This is a genomic window from Catellatospora bangladeshensis, assembly GCF_016862575.1.
GTDB classification, from domain to species: Bacteria; Actinomycetota; Actinomycetes; order Mycobacteriales; family Micromonosporaceae; genus Catellatospora; species Catellatospora bangladeshensis.
Genome location: NZ_BONF01000039.1, coordinates 110,221 through 129,648, shown reverse-complemented (window position 1 = coordinate 129,648; position 19,428 = coordinate 110,221). Strand labels below are relative to the sequence as shown.

The following is a 19,428-nucleotide window of genomic DNA, read 5'->3' as shown; positions in this document are numbered from 1 at the left end:
CCTCGGGCTTCATCTCGTTCTCAGCCGTGATCATGTTGAACTCACGGGCGGCGATCGTGCTGTACGTCGAGTCGCCGAGTCTGTTGGCGGCGATGGCGGTGCCGAAGTAACGCCCCGACTGTGCGGCGGCGGCGCCGAGGGTGCTGGCGGCCGCGTTCGCGTTCGGGATCACGAGCATCACCGTCAGCAGTGCCAGTGCGCCGGCGGCGCCGGCGAGGGCGGCGGTGCGGGCGGCCGGTCGTTTGTGTGGTTCCTTGCCCCGGCGGGCAGGGAGGAGCGCTGTCACCATGGTCTCCTTTTCAGGCCGGCGCCGAGCCGAATCGGGCGATCGGCTGCGGCGCCCTGGGGAACGGGCATCGATACCGGGGCATGTTGCCATGCCTGAGAGAGGGTTCGCAACGGCGAGTTTCCGATAACTTCCGGAAAACGATCGCCAATGTCTGCGATGGAGGCAGGGTCGCGGTCGCAACGCATGAGGCACTCTTGAGCCAGTTTTCCGAGCTAGACGTGCCATACTCTCGATCTTCACTGAGTGCTTCGGACGATCCATTGCGGACTGTCAAAGTCAACCACTCGAAAGATCAAGAACGTAGGACCGAAACTTCCGGGAGCCGCTCGGAAGGCTCAGCGGGCCGCCATCACCGCGACGGTGTGGGCCGCGATGCCGGCGGCGGGCTCCCGCGTGGACCGGCCGACGACGTCGAGCACGTGCCGCTGTGCCTGTTCGGCAAGCCCGTCGTAGATCTCCACGAAGACCTCCCGGGCGCGCGCCCGCGGCCACTGCTCAGGCAGCAGTTCCGCGGGCAGTTGCGGATCGAGCAGCGGGATGTGCCGGTAGGCGTCCATGATCTCGGTGCGGGCCCGGACCGCGGCGGCCCCGGCGATCCGTCCCCCGCGCACGTGATCCAGCAGCGGCCGCCACTGCCGGTCGAACGCCTCGTAGTGCGCGGCGATGGCGGGGACGTCCCACGCCTCGATGGGGTTGCGCTGCGCGGTCACCGCAAGGTCGAGGTGGCTCGCCTGGAACACGGTCATCGCGCCGGGCGTGACCGCGGCCAGCCGCTGCGCGACGGTGGGGTGCCACGGGTCCGGCGAGATCCACAGCCCGTCGTACAGCGGCGCGAAGCCCAGCCATCGCAGCTGGCCGCGCAGCGCCCGCCGTTGCGTACTGTGCTCCTGCGGCAGGGAGAAGGCCACGAGCGTCCACGTTCCGTCCCAGCTGCGCGCCCGCTCGGCGAAGCGCGCGATCCACGCTCCCCCGGCCGACAGCTCTTCGGCGGCGTCACGGGTCAGCCGGTAGGAACTGTGCCGCCCGTCCCGGCTGCTCTCCAGCACGCCGCGGCGGCCCAGCCGGCTGACGGCGGTCCGGGCCGCCCCGGTGCCGATCCCGAACTCGCCGAGCAGCGTCATGACGGCGGCAGCGGGCAGCCAGGCCCGCGTCGGCAGCGTGTAGTCGGCGATCAGCGTGGTGGCCAGCCCCTGCGGCGAGTTGCCCGACTGGCGCCGCGGCAGCCGCGACCCCGCGGCGACATCGGGGAAGATCTCCTCGATCTCGAACAGGTTCTCCACGGCTACTCCGGCGCTGGGACGGTCACGCCCCGCGGCCCGGGGTCCGGCCCATGGTAAGCGCGGCGCACGGACCCCGACTGCTCGCCACCGGAACCGGTTGCCATCCGGGACAGTCAATTGACACTTTCGAGCCCGGCAGTCATGCTACGTGACACACGTCGTCGATGGAGCCCGGCGACGGGAGCGCACGGAATCCGGCACGCAGGCAGGGCAGGCCCGCAGCCGACCCGCAGCTGTCGCTACCAAGGAAGTGCCATGACCCGAACAACCAGCTCCAGCCGGCGCCGATGGGCGCTGAGCAGCCTGCTGACAGTGGCGCTGACCGGCGCCGTCCTGCTGGTCCCGCGCCTGGCCGAAGCCGGGCCGACGGCCGGCTGCGGCAGGACCCCGACCCTGACGAACGGGACTCACTCGATCCAGAGCGGCGGCCAGAGCCGCAGCTACATCCTGAGCATCCCGAACTCCTACACCAGCACCCGGCCGTACCGGCTCATCTTCGGCCTGCACTGGCTCAACGGCACGGCCAACGACGTGGCCACCGGCGGCGCCGACGGCGCGGCCTGGGCCTTCTACGGCCAGAAGCAGCTGTCCAACGACAGCACCATCTTCGTCGCACCGCAGGGCATCAGCAACGGCTGGGCCAACACCGGCGGGCGCGACGTCACCCTGATCGACGACCTGGTCAGACTCGTCGAGGGCGACCTGTGCGTGGACACCAGCCAGGTCTTCGCCATGGGCTGGAGCTACGGCGGCGCCATGAGCTACGCGCTGGCCTGCGCCCGGCCGGCGGTCTTCCGCGCGGTCGTGGTGTACTCCGGCGCCAACCTCAGCGGCTGCAGCGGGGGCACGCAACCGGTCGCCTACTTCGGCATCCACGGCACCCATGACAGCGTGCTCAACATCTCCAGCGGGCGCTCGCTTCGCGACACCTTCGTCCGCAACAACGGATGCACCGCACAGAGCCCACGCGAACCGGCCCAGGGCAGCCTGACCCACATCACCACCGGCTACGCGGGATGCCGGGCCGGATACCCGGTCCAATGGGCCGCGTTCGACGGTGACCACGCACCCCACCCGGTGGACGGATCGACGGCCACCAGCGGCACACGAACGTGGACCTCGGCCGCGGTGAACAGCTTCCTGGCCCAGTTCACCGGCAGCCCGTCGCCGAGCAGCCCGCCGTCGGGCAGCCCGTCGCCGAGCAGCTCCCCCTCGTCCGGCCCCTCCCCCTCGCCCAGCAGCCCGGCCCCGTCGACGCCCGGGCCGGGCACCGGGTGCGGCGCCGCCTACCGGACTACCAACTCCTGGCCGGGTGGTTTCCAGGGCGAGGTGATCGTGACGGCGGGCAGCTCGGCCATCACGGGGTGGACCGTGCAGTGGACGCTCAGCAGCGGCCAGACCATCACCCAGGTGTGGAGCGGCACGCTGTCCACCAGCGGCTCGGCGGTCGCGATCCGCAACGTCTCCTACAACGGCTCGCTGGCGGCGAACGCCTCGACCACGTTCGGCTTCCTTGCGGGCGGAACGCCGTCGGCTCCCACGCTGACCTGCACCAGCACCTAGGGCGGCGGGCAGCGGGCCGGCCCCGTCGACGAGGCCGGCCCGCTGCCCTTCGGCTAGCTACGCAGGCTCCACAGCTGGTTGGCGCCGCCGTGGCAGCTCCACAGCTGGAGCTTGGTGCCGTTGGCGGTGGCGGCGGCCGCGGCGTCGACACAGAGCCCCGACTGGACACCGGTGATGGTGCCGTTGGCGTTGAGGTTCCACTGCTGGTTGGCCTGGCCGTTGCAGTCCCAGATGATGACGGCGGTGCCGTTGGCGGTGCCGTTGCCGTTGGCGTCCAGGCACTTGTTGCCGTACACCGTCAGCTGCCGGCTCGAGGTGTAGGTCCAGCGCTGGTTGGTGCCGCCGTGGCAGTCCCAGATCTGCAGCTGGGTGCCGTTGTTCGTGGAGGAGCTGGGCACGTCGATGCAGCGCCCGGACGGCTGGCCTACCACCAGTACGTTCGACTGGCCGGGGGCCGGGCTGCTCGGCGGCGGAGAGCTCGGCGGCGGGCCGGAGCCGAACTGGGACAGGAAGCGCCAGGCCTCTGCCTTGCTCCAGGTCCGGACGCCGTCCTCACAGCCGGAGCATCCCTCCACCGGCGCCGGCCCGTGGCCGCCGTCGAAGGCGGCCCACTGCACGGGGTATCCCGCACGGCAGGAGTAGGTCGTCGTGATGTGCCTGCCGCTGCCGGCAGCCGGCTCCGGGGCGTTCTGCGCCGCGCAGCCGTTGTTGCGCAGGAACGTGTCGCGCAGGCCCCGTCCCTGCGAGATGTTCAGCACGTTGTCGGAGATGCCGTGGATGCCGAAGTAGGCGATCGGCTGGGTGCCGCCGCTGCAGCCGGACAGCTGCGCGCCGGCGTACACCACCACGGCCCGGAAGACGCTCGCCCTGGCGCAGGCCAGCGCGTAGCTCATGCCGCCGCCGTAGCTGAACCCCATGGCGAACCGCTGCGTGGTGTCAACGCACAGGTCGTTCTCGATCACGCGGATCATGTCGTCGGTGAAGACGACGTCCGTGCCGTTGCTGTTGGCCCAGCCGTTGCCGATGCCCTGCGGGGCGACCAGGATCGCGCTGTTGTCGGACTGCTGCTGCATGCCGTAGTACGACCACGCGGTCCCGCTGGTCCCGCCGGACGAGACGTCGTTCATGGTGCCGCCCCGCCAGTGGTACGCGAAGATCAGGCGATAGGGCCGGGTGTTGTTGTAGCCGTCGGGGATCCGCAGGATGAAACTGCGGCTCTGACCGCTGCTCTGGATGGTGTTCGTGCCGCTGCGCAGCGTGGGGGCCTTTCCGCATCCCGCGGTCGTGGCGGCGAACGCCGGCGGGCCGGTGAGCGCGGTCATCGCCAGCGCGCCTGCGATGACCATGGCGACTGTGCCGAGTGCGGCCAGCCACCGGTGAGGTGGTCTCGTCGTGAGTGTGGTCACGGTGCTGTCTCCTTGCTTGGGAGCGTCGCTGCCCTACCGGGTCCTGCGGGGATGAGGGGCGCTCGGCAGCGCGGCCAGACCGCCGGACCCGGGTGGGCACGCAGTTGGTCGGCATCGTCCTGGGCGGTGGACGAGTCCTGGATCATGAGGCGGGCGGGACCGCGGGTGGCCCGGCGTTCTTTCACCGCGCAGCCGTGTTGACGGCGGTCAGCTCACTGCCCTGAGCCTTCCGTCCCAGCGGGACAGCGCCACCGTATCGACATCACACATCACATGTCAACGATCGCTGTCGATTCACGCCAGACAGCGAAAGAGCTGCGATTTTCCAGAACGAGAGAAGCCGACTATCCCCTCGGTGATGCAGACGACGGGCAAGAGCAGCAAGGATACGGATCGGCTTTGCGCAAGACATCGTATGACAGGCCGAGTTCTCCCTGCTCCCGCTGCGGGTGCGCGCGCACCTGGCGAAACCGCCGCCCGCCGCCCTTGACGCGACCGATGTGTTCGGTCACATTGGATCTGTCGCAGTTCGGCCGTTGTCAATGACCGCAGTCTCATCTAGCTCCACAGATGACACGGCAGCCACAGGCCATGCCGAATGTTAGCGGTAACTGCCATCGGTGGCGCGCGTGCGCTGACCGCCGATGGGAACCGCCACGAAGGCGGTCCAGCGACGGCCGCTCGCTCCCGAGGGCCGACACACACGACACGACGAAGGGACCGACCATGTCCGAACATGCCCGCCGGCTCGCCGCCGCGGCGGCCACCCTGGCGCTGACGGCCGCGATGGCCTTGACGCAGAGCGGCGTCGCCGCCGCCGAATCCAATGGCGGGGTCCGGGTCATGCCGCTGGGCGACTCGATCACTGAAGGCACCCAGGTGCCGGGCGGCTACCGAACGGGCCTGTGGCAGCGGCTGGCCGGAGGCGGATACCGTGTCGACTTCGTCGGCACCCAGTTCAACGGGCCGTCCAGCCTCGGCGACCACGACCACGAGGGCCACCCTGGCTGGCGCATCGACCAGATCGACGCGAACATCAGCGGCTGGCTCCAGGCGACGGCGCCGCGCACGGTGCTGCTGCACATCGGCACCAACGACGTCCTGCAGAACTACCAGCTGTCCACGGCGCCCGGCAGGCTGTCCAGCCTGCTCGACCGCATCACCGCCGCGGCGCCCGCGGCGGACGTGTTCGTCGCGACGATCATCCCGCTGAGCAACGCCGGGCAGGAGAACGCGGCCCGCACCTTCAACGCCGCCCTGCCGGGCATCGTGCAGAGCAAGGTGAACGCGGGCAAGCACGTCCACCTCGTCGACATGCACAGCGCGCTGACCACGGCCGACCTCATCGACGGCATCCACCCGACCGCGACCGGCTACGACAAGATGGCGGCCGCCTGGTACACCGCGCTGCGCTCGGTGCCGGGCAGCATCGGCTCGGGAGGCACCGGCCCGACGGCCTCGGCGCTGGTCAGCGCCGCCTCCGGGCGCTGCCTCGACGTGCCCGGCAGCAGCACGGCCAACGGCGTACAGCCGATCATCTGGGACTGCAACGGCCGGGCCAACCAGCAGTGGACCGTCAGCGGCCAGAGCATCCAGTCGCTGGGCAGGTGCCTGGACGCGCCGACGGGCGCCGCACCGGGCTCGAAGGTCCAGATGTGGGCCTGCCACGGCGGCACCAACCAGCAGTGGAACCTCAACGCCAACGGCACCGTCAGCAGCGTCAGCTCAGGACTCTGCCTGGACGTCTCCGGCAACGCCACGGCCAACGGCACGCTCGTGATCCTGTGGTCCTGCACCGCCGCGGCGAACCAGCGGTGGACCCGCGCCTGAGCCCGCAGGGGTGAGGCGCGCGGCACCGCCCGGCTTCCGCGGCAGGGCAGCGGAAGCCGGGCGGTGACCGGTGCTTCAGATCAGCTGCGCAGGCTCCATTGCTGGTTGGCGCCGCCGTTGCACGACCACAGGACGATCTTGGTGCCGTTGGCCGTGGCCGCCCCGGTGGCGTCCGCGCACAGCCCTGACTGGACGTTCGAGACGGTGCCGTTGGCGTTGAGGTTCCACTGCTGGTTGGTGCCGCCGTGGCAGTCCCAGATCACGACGGCGGTGCCGTTGGCGGTCCCGGCCCCGGACGCGTCCAGGCACTTGTTGCCGTACACGGTGAGCTGCTTGCCGGTGGTGTAGGTCCACCGCTGGTTCGTGCCGCCGTGGCAGTCCCACAGCTGCACCTGGCTGCCGTTGGTGGTCGAGCTGGACGGAACGTCGATGCAGCGGCCCGACTGCCCGCCCACGATCTGCACGTTCTGCTGACCGCCTCCGCTGCCCTGCCGCCTGACGAGCGACTTCGACTCGGCGGAGCGGCTGCCCTGGGCGTCCACGACGTACAGCCGGTAGTCGCCCGGCGTGGTGGGGACGGCGATGGAGGTGGCCGTGCCGTCCGCGCGGGTCATCGTCGGGCCGGTGGCGAAGTTCGTCGTGCCGGAGGGTGCCAGCCAGATCGCCCTGCTCGCGTCACCGCTGCTGCGGACGGGAACCGCCGACCCGGTGCCGCTGACGAACGTGCTGGCCGGAAGCACGTAGTCGGGCAGGGAGAGATTGCTCTGCGGGATGATGCCGCGGTAGGCGTCCTCGAGCCCCGAGCTGACCGCGATGCCGTAGGCGGCGGCCGGCCAGACGTAGTCGGTGGAGACGAGGATGTCCTGGATCGTGCTGTTCGGCAGGTTCTTGTTGGAGACCTTGTTGATGGGGCCGTAGGTCTGCGTGATGCTCAGGTCGTGCTTGCGGCCGAAGTCGTCGGAGTTGATGAGCCACGTGACGTTCTTGTCGACGCTGAGGACGTTGTCGCGGAACGTCAGGTAGGCCGAGCCTTCGTCAGGGTGGAGCCCGTACTTGTGGCCGGACGGCACGCCCTGGAGGTAGTTGTTCGTGATGGTGGTCCCCGGCTGGCTGCCGAGGGTGTAGATCGGCGCCGTGTCGCTGAGGCGCTGCACCGTGTCGATGATGTGGTTGTAGCTGATGGTGTTGTTCCGCGCGGTGGTCGTCGGGCGGTTCGGCGCGATCGAGCCGGCGGAGCCGTCGAAGTTCCACCAGCCCCAGCCCAGCGTGATGCCCGACCAGGGGGCCTTCTCGATCCGGTTGCGCTGGATCACGAGGGTGTCGGCGAAGTACGCCGAGATGGGGCTGTGCCCGTTGAACAGCACCGCGCTGTCGTAGAGGTAGTTGTTCCTGATGTCGATGTTCTTGGGCAGCCCCTCGACCTGGGCGGAGTACTTCTCCCGGTTGGCCGACGTGCCGTCGCCGATGTAGACGTGCTGGGGATGGCCGATGCTGATGGCGGACCCGGCGATGTCGTTGGTGTGGTTGCCGGTCAGCTGGGAGTTCTGGACGTCGTTCACCATGCGGATGCCGTCGGCGCCGGTGTGCCGGATCCGGTTGCCCTGCAGGGCGATGCCGTCGGCGTTCTGAATGTCGATCATCGCCGGGGTGACGTCCACGTTGCGGTAGTAGTAGACGTGGAAGTTGCCCTTGGCGTATGCGGTGGCGCCCAGGTTGCCCTGCTGCGCCTGCTTGAACGAAGCGCCCGCCACGTTGAACAGGTTCCAGTCGGAGTGCTGCACGGTGAGCCCGGACAGCGTGATGTTGCGGGCGTGGCTGCCGGTCGAGGTGCCGGCGATCCGCACCGCCGTGGTCACGTTGTTGGGCGCGAAGACCGTCGCCGTCGCCATGTTCTCGGTGGCGGCCTTGTAGTAGTACAGGGTCCGGCTGGTCTTGTCGAAGAAGAACTCGCCCGGCGTGTCCAGGAACTCGAAGGCGTTCATGACCTTGTGGGTACCGCCGACCTGGGCGTTGCCGTTGAACGCGCCCTGGGCGATGGCCGCACCCGGCTGCTGGAACAGCGCCACCCGGCTGCCGCCGTCGGTCGTCACCTGGCGCACGCCGACGATGGCCGTGGTCCAGGTGGTGCCCGTCTCGATCTCGATGTCGTCGTGGTTGCCGGCGATCGCGGGAAAGTCCGCCGAGCTGTATCGGGCCCCGTCGCACTGCGATCCGGACTCCCAGGCCCACGCGGCCTGCCCGGCCGTGACGTTGTAGGTGCCGTAACATCCCGCCGAGCTGATGGTCTTGGCAGCCATGTACGCCCGCTTGTCGTTGACGTACAGCGCGCGCAGCTTGTTGGCACGGTTGAGCGGAGCTTTCCAGATGTTGCCGCTGTGCTGGGTCCATCCGGTGACCTGGACGCCGCTGTCGAGGACGGGCGTCTCGCCGGCGTAGGCGGCGTAGACGACCCGGTTGCCGTTGGTGCCCGAGTCGGCCGCGCCGAACTCGATGGTGCTGCTCACCGGGTACGTGCCGCCGCGCAGGTATACGTAGATGTCGCCGGTCATGTTCTGGTTGACCGTGCGGACGACGTCCCGGGCGCGTTGCAGGGTCCGCAGCGGCGACGTGATGGTGCCCGGGTTGGCGTCGTTGCCGTCGGGCGAGACGTAGTAGGTGGCCTGGATCGCGGCCGAAGCCGGCAGCTGATACGCGACCAGGGCCGTCGACGTGGCAGCGAAGAGCACCGCGATCGCTGCCAGCGATCTCCCCAGGGCTGAAAGGGCTGACGTCACGTTTCGTTCCTTCCGGTTGCCACCGAACAGAAGTGTCCGCAGCTGCTGTCACAGTGCGGTGAGGTGCCCGCGTTCTCGATGCCGCATGCGCCGATCCTGTTGATCACCGTCGTGCCGGCCGTCCCGGACGCGGTCGCCGCCGCCGCGAGTCCGGAAGGCCGCTGCCGGTGCGGCCAGATGTCCCATTCGGACACGTCACCCTAACGAGGTATGACGTCACATGTCAATGACATGTGTCAATCGCGTGACGGGCACCCACCCCCGGCCAACTTACCGACAAGGTGTCAGTAAGATGCCGACATGATGTCAGCAAAATGCACCGGACGGTGCCCGTGTTCCTAGCCGTCCGCGAGCTCCGTTTCGCACGTGCCCGTTTCGCGCTGATGGGCGCGGTCATCGCCCTCATCGCGGTGCTCATGGTCCTGCTGTCCGGGCTGTCCCAGGGCCTTGTCCGCGACGGCGTGTCCGGCCTGCAACAACTGCCGGTCACCTCGCTCGCCTTCAGCCACGGCGTGGCGCACGACGCCGCGTTCACCCGCAGCGTCATCACCCTCGACACGGTCGACAGCTGGTCCAGGCAGGCGGGCGTCGCCCAGGCCGCCCCGTTCGGCAGTGCCCTCATCAACGCCCGCAGCAGTTCGGGCGTCGAGATCGACCTCGCGCTGTTCGGGGTCGATCCCGGCTCGTTCCTCGCGCCGAAGGTCGCCACCGGGTCACCGCTGGCCGCCCCGGACGGCATCGTGGTCAGCAGCACCGCGGCCGACGCAGGCCTGCGGCTCGGCGACACCGTGACCGTGGACCGGCTCGGCACCCGGCTCACCGTCGTCGGCGTGCTGGCAGAACAGCACACCTTCGGCCATGTCGACGTCGCGTACCTGCCGCTGGAGGCATGGCAGGCGATCCACGCCGGCGCCGGGCCGGGAGAGCCCCTCTCCGACCGGGCGCGTCAGGAGATCACCGCCGTCGCGGTCCGCGGCGACGACGTCGACCTCGCCGCGGGTGACGCCGCCGCGGGCACGGAAAGCATGACGCTGTCCGAGTCGTACGGCGCCTCCCCCGGCTACACCGCCGAGACCTCGACGCTGACCCTCATCCAGGTGTTCCTGTATCTGATCTGCGCACTCGTCGCAGGCGCGTTCTTCACCGTCTGGACGATCCAGCGCAAGCACGAGCTCGCCGTGCTGCGCGCACTCGGCGCCCCCACCGGCTACCTGCTGCGCGACGGACTGGCGCAGGCACTGATCCTCCTCCTCGCCGCGGCCGCCGTCGGCATCGGCGCGGGAGTCGGGCTCGGTTCCCTGGTGGGCGGCGGCGTGCCGTTCGCGCTCGACGTTCAGGCCGTGGCGGTGGCCGCGGCGTTGCTGGTCGGCCTGGGCGTGACCGGCGCCGCGGTGGCCATCGCCCGCATCGCCGCCGTCGACCCGGCGACCGCACTGGGAGGAAACCGATGAACACCCCCACCGAGACCGCCCGGCAGGCGGTGCCCACCACAGGAGCACACGACCCGGCGCTGCTGGACGGCCTGTTCATGCAGGACGTGACCATGCTGCTCGGCGACGGCGACGACACCGTCCGCGCGCTCGACAGCGTGCACCTCACGGTGGCCCCGGGCGAGTTCGCGGCCGTCGTCGGACCCTCCGGATCGGGAAAGTCCAGCCTGCTGGCGGTAGCCGGCGGACTGGCCGTGCCGAATTCGGGTACGGTCACCGTCGCCGGTCGCCCGATGACGGCGGCTTCGCGCCGGGCCCGCACCGCCCTCCGGCGGGACCTGGTGGGCTTCGTCTTCCAGTCCGGCAACCTGCTGCCCGCGCTCACCGCACTCGACCAGCTGCGGCTGCCGACCCGCTTCGCGTCGGCGGGCGCCGTGAAACGTGATCCGATGGAACTGCTGGCCGAGGTCGGCATGGCGGGCAAAGCCGACCGGCGGCCCCACCAGCTCTCCGGCGGCGAGCGCCAGCGGGTCGGCATAGCCCGCGCACTGGTCACCGGGCCGCGGCTGCTGCTGGTCGACGAGCCGACCGCGGCGCTCGACCAGGCACGCAGCCGCGACGTCGTGCAGATGCTCGCCCGCGAGACCCGCCGGCACTCGGTCGCCACGGTGATGGTCACCCACGACACCGAGGTACTGCAATACTGCGACTCCGTGTACGAGATGATGGACGGTGCACTGAGCAGGGTCTGACCACGGGGAGGGTGCGTGCCGAGGATCCAGGCGGCCACGGTCGCCGAGCACCGCTCGCTGCAGCGCCGGGCCCTGCTGGACGCTGCCCGCGACATCCTCGCCTCCGGAGCGCCCGAGGCGCCGAGCCTGTCCGCTGTCGCGCAGCGGGCGGGTTTGGCGCGTCCCAGCGTCTACCAGTACTTCAGGTCACGCGAAGACCTGCTCGAAGCAGTCATCGCCGACATGTTCCCCCGCTGGTCGGCCTTCGTCGGCGAGCGCATGGACGGTGCCCCGGGGGCCGCCGAGCAGGTCCTGGCATACGCGGACGCCAACCTGGAGCTGGTCGCCCAGGGCGAGCACGCCGTCATGCGCGGCCTGGCCATGGCGGCGCCGGGGGCCGCCCTCGCCGAGTCGAGCAGGCAGCTGCACGAACAGCTGCGCGTGCCGCTCGTCGAGGCGCTCACCCGGGCCGGAGCGGCCGAGCCACAGCACGTGGCCGAGCTGATCCAGGCCGTGGTGCGGGCCGGATCCCAGATGATCGAGAACGGGGTGCCGCCGGACGGTGTCCGAGACCTCGTCAAGCAGATGCTGGAGCCGTACCTCCACGCCGCCGGCCGGCTCAAGCGCGGTTCCGGTTCGAAGGCCCGCTGACGGCGGTACGGGTGCGCGGAACCTCGGGGCGAACCCACGTGCGACGGCTCAGGACGACAGCGCCTTGGCCTTGAGGGTCTCGAACTCCGCCGGTGTGATCGCCCCGGTGTCCAGCAGCGCCTTGGCCTGCGCGATCTGGTCGGTGGGAGACATGCCGGTGCCGACTGCGGCGCGGATCTGTGCGTCCATCTGCTGCTTCATGGCCTGCTGCTGCTTGAGGTTGCGCTGGGCCATGCCCCGGCCGCGCACGATGAGGTAGAGCAGGACGCCCAGGTACGGCAGCACGATGACCAGGATGACCCACAGCGCCTTCACCCAGCCTGACGCCTCGTGATCGCGGAACAGGTCCGCAAAGACCATGATCAGGAGCCAGAACCAGATCACGAACAGGAAGAACTCGAACATCCACAGAAGGACGTCGCCGTTGCCGAACGACGCGGCCGTGTTCGCCATGTTCACCCCGCACGTGCCGGAACCGCAGAGTTTCTGCGTTGATATGTCACGCTATGGCACAGCGGGCCGGTGCGGCGCCGGAACCGGCGAAGAGGATCCGGTCGAATGGCCGGTTGGCATCGTCCTCTTCAGCCGGCGTCCGGCGGCTGCCCCCGTGGTCGTGTCGGTCAGGCGATGACGCAGGTCGCGCCGTTGAGGGTGTACGAGGTGGGCTTTCCGGCGTTACCGGTGTGGTTCGCCTGGAAGCCGATGCTGACGGATCCGCCGGCGGGGATGCCCGCGTTGTAGGCGAGGTTCCTGGCGGTCACCTGCCCGGAGGCGGGCGAGTAGGCCGCGTTCCAGCCGGAGGTGATGACCTGGCCGCCGGGCAGGGTGAACACCAGGGACCAGCCGTTGATCGCGGCGCCGGTGGTGTTCGTGATGGTGAGGTTCTCGACCAGGCCGTTGTTCCATGCGTCGACGGCGCTGGTGACACGGCAGGCGCCGGTGCCGGGCGTTGAAGACGGGCTCGGTGACGTCGACGGGCTCGGCGGCGTGGACGGGCTCGGCGGCGTGGACGGGCTCGGCGGCGTGGACGGGCTCGGCGGTGCGCTCGGGCTGGGCGGCGTGCTCGGACCCGTGGTCGTCAGGCCGAAGAACGCGACCGCGGAGGCGGCCATGCCGCTCGACGGCAGGCTGTGACCGGCTCCCTGGATACTGAGCGCCTCGACCCGCACCGTGCCCGAGGAGTCGGCGTAGCGACGGCGGTTCCAGCCGGCCTGCGGGGTGTCCGAGGACGTGGGGGTCTGGCTGAGGCCGTGGACGTTGGTCCACTGCTCGACCGATTCCTGCAGCAGCGAGTACGGAACGAGAGTGTCGCTGGTGCCGTGCCACAACTGCACCCGGGGCCGCGGGCCGGTGAAGCCCGGATTGACCTGTCGTACCGCGTCACCCCACTGCTGCGGGGTCCGGTTCATGCTGCCGCCGGTGCACTGGCTGCTGCCGGGTGGATAGTCGGCCGCGTTGGCGAAGCAGTTGAACGGCACGCCCATGAACGCCGCCCCGGCTTTGAACCTGTCCGGGTAGAGGGCGAGCATGTGCTGGGTCATCATGCCGCCGGAGGAACTGCCCGTGGCGAAGACGCGGGTCTGGTCAGCACCGTACTGGAGCACGGTGTAGGCGATCATCGACATGATCGAGACCGGATCGCTGCCGCCGTCGCGGCGCTTGGCGGCATCCGACCAGGTGTCGAAGCACCTGCCGAACCCGGCCTCCTGCATGGCGCTCGGGTAGATGACGATGAAGCCGTACTGGTTGGCCAGCGACGCGAACTCGCTGCCGGAGTAGAAGCCGGGCCCGGAGCCTCCGCAGCCGTGCATGGCCACCACGATCGCGGGGTTGGCCGGGCGGGAGTCCGGGACGTAGATGTGCATGCGCATCCCGCCCGGGTTGCTGCCGAAGTTGGTCACCTCGGCCAGTGAGGCCGCGAAGGCGGGCTGGACCGCCGGGATCGCCGCTCCCGCCGCCGCCACTGATGCGGCGAGGGCGAGCAGCAGCTTTCGTTTGATCTTCATGGGTCTGTCTCCTTCATACCCCGCACGAGTCGGGGACGTGCCGAGGCGCCACGTTCGCGCGGCATACCCACGGCGTACCGGCTGAGAATCGCGGGTGTAGTGGCACTTGTCCCGCCGGTGCCCCCGGCGGGCCGTGCGGCCTGAGCGTCCGCACGCGACAGCAGCCCGCGTTCCTGTCTGTGGTGCGACCGGTCCCGGTGCCCGGCTTCCGCGACCGTCGTATGACATACAGCGTTCCTTGTGGACACGAAAGTGTCAATCGATGGACAATGATAGTTCAGCGGCGGACGTCGGGGGCCGCGGCTGGACCGCGCGCTCAACGGCGGCTCGTTTCGGGCCGCTGACCAACTGCCGGGACGAGCGGACCAAATCGATGGTCATTTATATATGCTTCGCTTAACCGCTTCATCGATGGAGGGAAGATGCGCAGAGTCAAGATGGCGATCGCGGCGACGGTCCTGGTGGGCGCCACCGTGTTCGCCGGAGCCACGCCCGCACACGCCGCGACCAGCCTTCGCGGGGTCGTCTACGACTACTCGGAGTGCGTCCGGATCGGCAACTACGGCATCCAGAACTACGGCTGGACCGGCCCGCTCCAGTGCGTCTGGTACCCGAGTGGCAGCAGCTACCCCGCGGGCTACTGGTTCATCTACGCCTGACGCGCAGCGATCGGCGAACCCCACCCGACGGCAGAAGGCGACCATGGCGGTCTGCCGACCGTTCGCCGAGCCGCTGGACCACGGCGGCTCGGCGGACATCCGAAGACACGGTGCTACGCCGCCGTCCGATCAGGCCGGTGGCGGTTCGGCTGCCTGCGTGGCGCAGTCGACGAAGGCGCGGACCAGGGCGCTGTCGTTGACCGGCAGCCACACCGGTGCCCATCGCACCGGCGGGGCGTCCGGCATGGGCACGTAGGCGATGTCCGGCCGGGGATAGAACCGTGCCGCGTGCGCACCGACCGGGAAGACGCCCCGGCCTGCGGCGACAAGGGCCAGGATCTCGGGGAACGTGTCAGCCTTCGGCCCCGGCAATACCGGCCGTCCACCGGGTGTCGAGACCGGTATGCGGTAGCGCCTGCTCTCCTCGGGCATCGTGTCAGGCATCTGGATCACCGGGTGGTCGGCCATCACCTCCCTGCTGACCTCGGTTCGTGCGGCCAGCGGATGCCCTGCCGGAACGGCGAGCAGCTGCGGCTCGGACAGCAGGACCGGGCCCACGCTCACACCGGAGACCGGCAGTGCCGTGATGAGGACGTCGAGACTGCCGTTGAAGACCCGCTGGCAGGCGTCGTGGACCTGCGCTTCCTGGATGTGGATGTCGCAGTCGGGGTGGCGCGCGCCGAGCAGCGCGACGGTGCGCAGCAGCAGCTGTCCGGCGGCGGCGCCGACGAATCCGACCCGCACCCTTCCCGTGACACTGCGGCCGGCGGCAGCGGCCCGCAGGAGAGCGGTGCGGATGCCGGCCACGTGTGGGGTGAGGTCCTCGACCAGGGCGGCGCCGATCGGGGTGAGGGTGACGGTGCGGCTGGTACGCACGAACAGATCGGCGCCGATGCGGCGTTCGAGGCGTTTGACGATCCGGCTGACCTGGCCGGTGGACAGCCGCAGCTGCTCGGCGGTGCGGGTGAAGTGCAGCTGCTCGGCGAGGGTGAGCAGCACCTCGAGTTCGACTCGTTCCAGCATCGCCTCGCCCCGATCGTTGTCTGTGGAGCAACGAACGTAGCCCGAACCTTTCTTGATCGTTTCGGGGCGCTCGGCGAGGGTGGTTGGTGTCACCCCTTCCCGAGTAAAGGACCAACGACATGACCAACCGCAGGATCGTGGCCGGGCTGTTCATCTCCGCCGACGGCGTGGTGGGCGCCCCGGAGCAGTGGACGTTCCAGCACATGAACGACCAGGCTTCCGCCGCCATCGGCGGCCTGATCACCGACGCCGACACCATGCTGCTGGGACGGCGGACCTACGACGAGTTCGCCGGCTACTGGGCCACCCAGTCCGGGCCGATGGCCGAGGCCATGAACGGCATCCGCAAGATCGTGGCGTCCACGACGCTGGCCACCGCAGGATGGGCGAATAGCGAAGTCCTCGACGGCGACCTCGTAGAGCGGCTGGCCGAGCTCAAGCAGGCCCCCGGCCGCAACATCAACACCTCGGGCAGCATCTCGATCGTGCAGACGCTGCTGGAGGCCGGCCTGATCGACGACCTGCACCTGATGGTGTTCCCGGTCGTGCTGGGCGAGGGCACCCGGCTGTTCCCCGCCGACGGCAAGCGGATCGACATGACCCTGCACCGTTCGGCCACGTTCGACACCGGCGTCGTGCACCTGCACTACCGGATCGGCGGCTGAGCCCGTGTCCTTCCAGGCAGGCCTCGGCCGCGGCCACGCCATGGCCCTGGTTCATGTGATCAAGAACGGACCTATGATCAACAGCAAGCACGTCGGATCAGCCGGATCCCACCGCGACGCCACGGACACCCTGTGGCTCGACGGCAGGGCGACCCGGCCCGCGTGACCCAGCCGATCGTGAACGTCTTCGACATCGTCGGCTGACACCACGTTCCGCCTGCGCACTGGGCGGCCCCGCAGCCGGCCGCCCAGTGTGTACCTCCGGCTTCAGGGCCCTGCGATCAATCTTCGCCGGGTAGGTGCGGGTCCGCGGCGTCATCGGGGCCGGTTCGCCCGAGCAACGGCCGACCGTGCTCACACGACCCTGGCCCGTGAGCGATCCACGTCGAGGTCCAGCCGCACCGGCAGGTCGTCACGGCCCAGCGCCCTGCGGGCGTCGGCCAGGACGCCGCGCTCGATGCGCTCGCACAGCGCTGCGAGCTCGCCGCGTTCGCAGGTGTTGACTTCCACGGCCATCTTCGGCTCGTTCGCTTTACCTACCAGGCGGACTTTTGCCGAGGTGACGCCCCGGTAGCCTTCGAGCTGGTGTCGTACGGCGCCTTCCATGGCGGATCCGGCCAGCTGCGTGTGTTCGCCGCCGCGGCCATCCGGTCCCAGCGCAAGCGTGCGGACTCGGTCGGTGGACAGCAGCACCGCGGCCAGCCAGCGCAGCGCCAGCAGGAGCACCACGAGGGCTGCCACCGCTGCCAGCGGACCGAGCCATCGGCCGCCGGCGCCGGTGTAGCGGTCCGCGGTGTCGGCGACGGCACGGTCGGTCATCGACCAGCCGAACATGTCGGTGTACGCCGCCAGCCCGGCGGCGCCGGCCGCCAGTAGCAGCAGCCCGAGAATCAGCAGGGCGGCCCGGTTGAAGCGGTCGACGTTCATCAGGTCCTCCGTGACATGCGCAGCGCCAGGCGTGGCGGGCGGCGCAGGTGCAGCCGTTCGAGCCGTCCGGTCACCGCCGCCCGGACCTGGTCGGCCAGCGCGGCCTGGTCGCCGCCGGCGGATGTGGCGGCGCGCACGGCGATGCGCGACCGGCCGACCTTCACCTTCTGCGGGATGACCCCGTCGACGTCGCGTACCGCCGCGGTGACGTCGGCCGCCACCGTCCGGCGGGTGACCGCCATGTCGGTGGCCGGGTCGCTGCTGTCCACGCGCAGCCGCCGGGTGGCGGCCGGCCACAGCTGCCCGAGCACCAGCGCCAGCCCGGCCGCCAAAAGGATCAGGCTGGCGGCCAGGACTCGCGGGTTGCCCCAGGTGTTGTCCTGTGCCCACCTTGCCGCCGCCGGCCAGTCGAGCAGTACCGGCCCTTTGCCGAGCAGCGCCGCGACGACCTCGACGATCACCACGCCTGCCAGGGCGATCAGCGCCAGGCTGAGCGCGAGGGCGAGCAGGCGGTTGATGAGCCGTCTCATGGTGCCTCCTGTGACGGTGGCGGGTGGTAGGCCGGCGTCAGTGGACGCGGGCTGCGGCGCGGTCGGCGGTGATCAGGTCGGCGACCTCGATGTTGACGGTGGCGACCGGCAATCCGGTCATGGTCTGGATCCGCGTGCGGACGTGTTCGCGTAGCGCCGCGGTGACCTGCGGCAGCGATACCGGCCATCGCGTGCTCACGGTGAGGTCGATGTGCACCTGGTCGCCGTCCAGATGGGCGGAGGCTTTCGGCCGGTGGGCGAGGCCGGCTTTCGCGCCGAGGACGTCGGCGCCGGTCAGGTGCCCGAGACCGCGTGCCGGGCCGCCGACGTCGGGTAGTTCCCCGGCGGCGGCGGCCGCCAGTTTCGCGATGACGTCCTCGCCGATGTTGATCGCCCCTTCGGCGCCCTCCGCGCCGGTTCCGGGCGGGGTCGCGGGGAGGTTCAGGGTCTCGGTCATCGCGGGCTCCGCCGCTGCGCCAGCCCGGCGCCGAGCCTGGTCGGGTCCAGTTCCCCGGTCAGGACCTTCGTCACAGCCCAGCCGGCCAGGCCGAACAGGGCCACGATCAGCATCTGACCGAAGTTCGTGAAGACCAGCACGATGCCGAGGACGAGACCTACGGCGGTGCCGAACATGGTGGAGGTCATCATCTGCTCCTTGGGCTCACGGGTGGTGCGGCCCGGGATCGTCCTAAGGCGGTTCGGGCGTCGCCGCCAGCAGAGGCCGGGCCGGGTGGGCACCGGGGTTCGCCTGGCTCATCAGCGGGTCGCCGTGGGCCCCGGCAGGTGTTTCGGCGGGGTGCGCCGAAGGCTGTTGTGGCCCGAGAGCGGCGGGCTGCTCCGACGTGGTCCGCCGGGCTGCCGGAGGGTCGGTGACCTCGGCGATGGTGACGTCGACGGATCGCCTGCCCGCCAGTGGTGCAACCGCGTGCTGTACCGCCGCGCCGACCTCGTACAGCGGGACCCCCCAGTCGGCGCGAAGGCACAGCTCGACGGTGTCGTCGGTGATCCTGACCCCTGTCACGCGGCGGCCGGGCAGGTACGTCGCCACCTCGGGAAAGCCGCCGAGCAGGTCGTCGACGCCGGGGCACGCTCTGGCAGCGCCCGCCACCGCGTCGACGTCCACGCCGTCCACCAGCGGCGACGGCGTCGGCGCCGACACGTTCATCACTCGACCCGGGCGGGGCCGCGATCTTCGCCGCTGTCGGGCAGGTGCACGTCGTCGACGTTGACGTTGACCTCGACGACTTCCAGGCCGGTCATCCGCTCGATCGACTGTTTGACGTTGCGCTGCACGCTGCGGCCGAGTTCGGCGATGCTGGCCCCGTAGTCGACGACGATGTCCAGGTCGACCGCGGCCTGCGTCTCACCGACCTCCACCCCCACACCCTGCGCCACGTTCGGCCCGGCACTGCCCGGGATCCGCTCGCGGATGGCGCCGAAGGCCCGCGCGGTGCCGGTGCCCATCGAGTACACGCCGGCGACCTCCCGGCAGGCGATGCCGGCGATCTTCTGCACCACGCCCTGCGCGACGCTGATCTTACCGGTGTCGGTGGTCAGGCGGTCGTTGTGCGGTTTCGGTGACTTCTCCTGCCCGGTGGTGGGCACCGGAGAACGTTCCACCGTCGTCTGCGTCATGGTTCCCCCTCGCTTCGATCGGCGCCATA

At 70.1% G+C, this 19,428-nt stretch carries 20 protein-coding genes; 7 read left to right on the top strand and 13 right to left on the bottom strand.

Annotated features, from left to right (window positions below):
• Positions 1-286, bottom strand: a 286-nt coding sequence (locus tag Cba03nite_RS29955; protein WP_308442770.1) for an endo-1,4-beta-xylanase, incomplete at its 3' end; no start/stop codon positions are given.
• Between the two features lie 338 nt (positions 287-624).
• Entirely contained in the window at positions 625-1,569 is a 945-nt protein-coding gene (locus Cba03nite_RS29950) for a PaaX family transcriptional regulator (RefSeq protein ID WP_203753315.1), read from the bottom strand.
• A 255-nt stretch (positions 1,570-1,824) separates the two neighbouring features.
• On the opposite strand from Cba03nite_RS29950, the gene Cba03nite_RS29945 reads away from it, so the two are divergent.
• A complete protein-coding gene (locus tag Cba03nite_RS29945) occupies positions 1,825-3,132 on the top strand; it encodes a CE1 family esterase (protein ID WP_203753313.1) in 1,308 nt (435 codons plus the stop codon).
• Between the two features lie 53 nt (positions 3,133-3,185).
• On the opposite strand, the gene Cba03nite_RS29940 is transcribed toward Cba03nite_RS29945, so the two are convergent.
• Positions 3,186-4,478, bottom strand: a complete 1,293-nt coding sequence (locus tag Cba03nite_RS29940) for a ricin-type beta-trefoil lectin domain protein (protein ID WP_203753341.1) — start codon at positions 4,476-4,478, stop codon at positions 3,186-3,188.
• 786 nt (positions 4,479-5,264) lie between these two features.
• Here Cba03nite_RS29940 and Cba03nite_RS29935 point away from each other — a divergent pair.
• Positions 5,265-6,368 (top strand): ricin-type beta-trefoil lectin domain protein, encoded by a 1,104-nt coding sequence (locus Cba03nite_RS29935; protein ID WP_203753311.1) that lies wholly within the window; start codon positions 5,265-5,267, stop codon positions 6,366-6,368.
• Positions 6,369-6,448: 80 nt separating this feature from the next.
• Here the strand turns inward: Cba03nite_RS29935 and Cba03nite_RS29930 are convergent, their stop codons facing one another.
• Positions 6,449-9,142 (bottom strand): ricin-type beta-trefoil lectin domain protein, encoded by a 2,694-nt coding sequence (locus Cba03nite_RS29930; RefSeq protein WP_203753309.1) that lies wholly within the window; start codon positions 9,140-9,142, stop codon positions 6,449-6,451.
• Between the two features lie 326 nt (positions 9,143-9,468).
• Here Cba03nite_RS29930 and Cba03nite_RS29925 point away from each other — a divergent pair, with 326 nt between their 5' ends.
• The 3 genes from Cba03nite_RS29925 to Cba03nite_RS29915 are packed head-to-tail and all read left to right on the top strand — an operon-like array spanning position 9,469 to position 11,954.
• Positions 9,469-10,593: an ABC transporter permease gene (locus tag Cba03nite_RS29925; RefSeq protein ID WP_239126102.1), complete on the top strand. Its 1,125-nt coding sequence runs from the start codon at positions 9,469-9,471 to the stop codon at positions 10,591-10,593.
• Complete coding sequence (locus tag Cba03nite_RS29920; RefSeq protein WP_203753307.1) at positions 10,590-11,324, top strand: ABC transporter ATP-binding protein; 735 nt, start codon at positions 10,590-10,592, stop codon at positions 11,322-11,324. The genes Cba03nite_RS29925 and Cba03nite_RS29920 overlap by 4 nt, the downstream gene beginning before the upstream one ends.
• Before the next feature lie 15 nt (positions 11,325-11,339).
• Positions 11,340-11,954 carry a TetR/AcrR family transcriptional regulator gene (locus Cba03nite_RS29915; protein ID WP_203753304.1) on the top strand — a complete coding sequence of 205 codons (615 nt, stop codon included), beginning with the start codon at positions 11,340-11,342 and terminating at the stop codon, positions 11,952-11,954.
• A gap of 48 nt (positions 11,955-12,002) precedes the next feature.
• Here the strand turns inward: Cba03nite_RS29915 and Cba03nite_RS29910 are convergent, their stop codons facing one another.
• Together Cba03nite_RS29910 and Cba03nite_RS29905 are read right to left on the bottom strand one after the other, a co-directional pair.
• On the bottom strand, positions 12,003-12,407 hold the full coding sequence (locus Cba03nite_RS29910) for an SHOCT domain-containing protein (RefSeq protein WP_203753301.1): 405 nt from the start codon (positions 12,405-12,407) through the stop codon (positions 12,003-12,005).
• Positions 12,408-12,574: 167 nt separating this feature from the next.
• Positions 12,575-13,960: an extracellular catalytic domain type 1 short-chain-length polyhydroxyalkanoate depolymerase gene (locus Cba03nite_RS29905; RefSeq protein ID WP_203753298.1), complete on the bottom strand. Its 1,386-nt coding sequence runs from the start codon at positions 13,958-13,960 to the stop codon at positions 12,575-12,577.
• A gap of 422 nt (positions 13,961-14,382) precedes the next feature.
• On the opposite strand from Cba03nite_RS29905, the gene Cba03nite_RS29900 reads away from it, so the two are divergent.
• Positions 14,383-14,619: a glycoside hydrolase family 12 protein gene (locus tag Cba03nite_RS29900; protein WP_203753295.1), complete on the top strand. Its 237-nt coding sequence runs from the start codon at positions 14,383-14,385 to the stop codon at positions 14,617-14,619.
• A 129-nt stretch (positions 14,620-14,748) separates the two neighbouring features.
• Here the strand turns inward: Cba03nite_RS29900 and Cba03nite_RS29895 are convergent, their stop codons facing one another.
• Positions 14,749-15,642: a LysR family transcriptional regulator gene (locus tag Cba03nite_RS29895; protein ID WP_203753292.1), complete on the bottom strand. Its 894-nt coding sequence runs from the start codon at positions 15,640-15,642 to the stop codon at positions 14,749-14,751.
• A gap of 119 nt (positions 15,643-15,761) precedes the next feature.
• Between Cba03nite_RS29895 and Cba03nite_RS29890 the strand changes: the two genes are divergently transcribed.
• Positions 15,762-16,307 (top strand): dihydrofolate reductase family protein, encoded by a 546-nt coding sequence (locus Cba03nite_RS29890; protein WP_203753289.1) that lies wholly within the window; start codon positions 15,762-15,764, stop codon positions 16,305-16,307.
• A 354-nt stretch (positions 16,308-16,661) separates the two neighbouring features.
• Here Cba03nite_RS29890 and amaP read toward each other — a convergent pair whose 3' ends face one another.
• Genes amaP through Cba03nite_RS29860 form a run of 6 tightly spaced genes read right to left on the bottom strand, consistent with a single transcriptional unit; the run spans position 16,662 to position 19,399 of the window.
• Positions 16,662-17,234: an alkaline shock response membrane anchor protein AmaP gene (amaP, locus tag Cba03nite_RS29885; RefSeq protein ID WP_203753286.1), complete on the bottom strand. Its 573-nt coding sequence runs from the start codon at positions 17,232-17,234 to the stop codon at positions 16,662-16,664.
• On the bottom strand, positions 17,234-17,764 hold the full coding sequence (locus Cba03nite_RS29880) for a DUF6286 domain-containing protein (RefSeq protein ID WP_203753283.1): 531 nt from the start codon (positions 17,762-17,764) through the stop codon (positions 17,234-17,236). Before Cba03nite_RS29880 ends, amaP begins: the two co-directional genes overlap by 1 nt.
• 37 nt (positions 17,765-17,801) lie before the next feature.
• Positions 17,802-18,221 (bottom strand): Asp23/Gls24 family envelope stress response protein, encoded by a 420-nt coding sequence (locus Cba03nite_RS29875; protein ID WP_203753280.1) that lies wholly within the window; start codon positions 18,219-18,221, stop codon positions 17,802-17,804.
• Positions 18,218-18,409 carry a hypothetical protein gene (locus Cba03nite_RS29870; RefSeq protein ID WP_203753346.1) on the bottom strand — a complete coding sequence of 64 codons (192 nt, stop codon included), beginning with the start codon at positions 18,407-18,409 and terminating at the stop codon, positions 18,218-18,220. Before Cba03nite_RS29870 ends, Cba03nite_RS29875 begins: the two co-directional genes overlap by 4 nt.
• A gap of 43 nt (positions 18,410-18,452) precedes the next feature.
• Positions 18,453-18,929, bottom strand: coding sequence for an Asp23/Gls24 family envelope stress response protein (locus Cba03nite_RS29865; RefSeq protein ID WP_203753276.1), 477 nt, complete (start codon positions 18,927-18,929; stop codon positions 18,453-18,455).
• Positions 18,929-19,399, bottom strand: coding sequence for an Asp23/Gls24 family envelope stress response protein (locus tag Cba03nite_RS29860; protein ID WP_203753273.1), 471 nt, complete (start codon positions 19,397-19,399; stop codon positions 18,929-18,931). Before Cba03nite_RS29860 ends, Cba03nite_RS29865 begins: the two co-directional genes overlap by 1 nt.
• Between the last annotated feature and the right edge of the window lie 29 nt (positions 19,400-19,428).

Excerpts from the sequence above, each read along its gene's own strand:
- Cba03nite_RS29945 (WP_203753313.1), top strand. The coding sequence starts at position 1,825 with ATGACCCGAACAACCAGCTCCAGCCGGCGCCGATGGGCGCTGAGCAGC.
- Cba03nite_RS29940 (WP_203753341.1), bottom strand. The coding sequence starts at position 4,478 with ATGGTCATCGCAGGCGCGCTGGCGATGACCGCGCTCACCGGCCCGCCG.
- Cba03nite_RS29935 (WP_203753311.1), top strand. The coding sequence starts at position 5,265 with ATGTCCGAACATGCCCGCCGGCTCGCCGCCGCGGCGGCCACCCTGGCG.
- Cba03nite_RS29920 (WP_203753307.1), top strand. The coding sequence starts at position 10,590 with ATGAACACCCCCACCGAGACCGCCCGGCAGGCGGTGCCCACCACAGGA.
- Cba03nite_RS29910 (WP_203753301.1), bottom strand. The coding sequence starts at position 12,407 with ATGGCGAACACGGCCGCGTCGTTCGGCAACGGCGACGTCCTTCTGTGG.
- Cba03nite_RS29905 (WP_203753298.1), bottom strand. The coding sequence starts at position 13,960 with ATGAAGATCAAACGAAAGCTGCTGCTCGCCCTCGCCGCATCAGTGGCG.
- Cba03nite_RS29900 (WP_203753295.1), top strand. The coding sequence starts at position 14,383 with ATGCGCAGAGTCAAGATGGCGATCGCGGCGACGGTCCTGGTGGGCGCC.
- Cba03nite_RS29895 (WP_203753292.1), bottom strand. The coding sequence starts at position 15,642 with ATGCTGGAACGAGTCGAACTCGAGGTGCTGCTCACCCTCGCCGAGCAG.
- Cba03nite_RS29890 (WP_203753289.1), top strand. The coding sequence starts at position 15,762 with ATGACCAACCGCAGGATCGTGGCCGGGCTGTTCATCTCCGCCGACGGC.
- amaP (WP_203753286.1), bottom strand. The coding sequence starts at position 17,234 with ATGAACGTCGACCGCTTCAACCGGGCCGCCCTGCTGATTCTCGGGCTG.
- Cba03nite_RS29880 (WP_203753283.1), bottom strand. The coding sequence starts at position 17,764 with ATGAGACGGCTCATCAACCGCCTGCTCGCCCTCGCGCTCAGCCTGGCG.
- Cba03nite_RS29875 (WP_203753280.1), bottom strand. The coding sequence starts at position 18,221 with ATGACCGAGACCCTGAACCTCCCCGCGACCCCGCCCGGAACCGGCGCG.
- Cba03nite_RS29870 (WP_203753346.1), bottom strand. The coding sequence starts at position 18,409 with ATGACCTCCACCATGTTCGGCACCGCCGTAGGTCTCGTCCTCGGCATC.
- Cba03nite_RS29865 (WP_203753276.1), bottom strand. The coding sequence starts at position 18,929 with ATGAACGTGTCGGCGCCGACGCCGTCGCCGCTGGTGGACGGCGTGGAC.
- Cba03nite_RS29860 (WP_203753273.1), bottom strand. The coding sequence starts at position 19,399 with ATGACGCAGACGACGGTGGAACGTTCTCCGGTGCCCACCACCGGGCAG.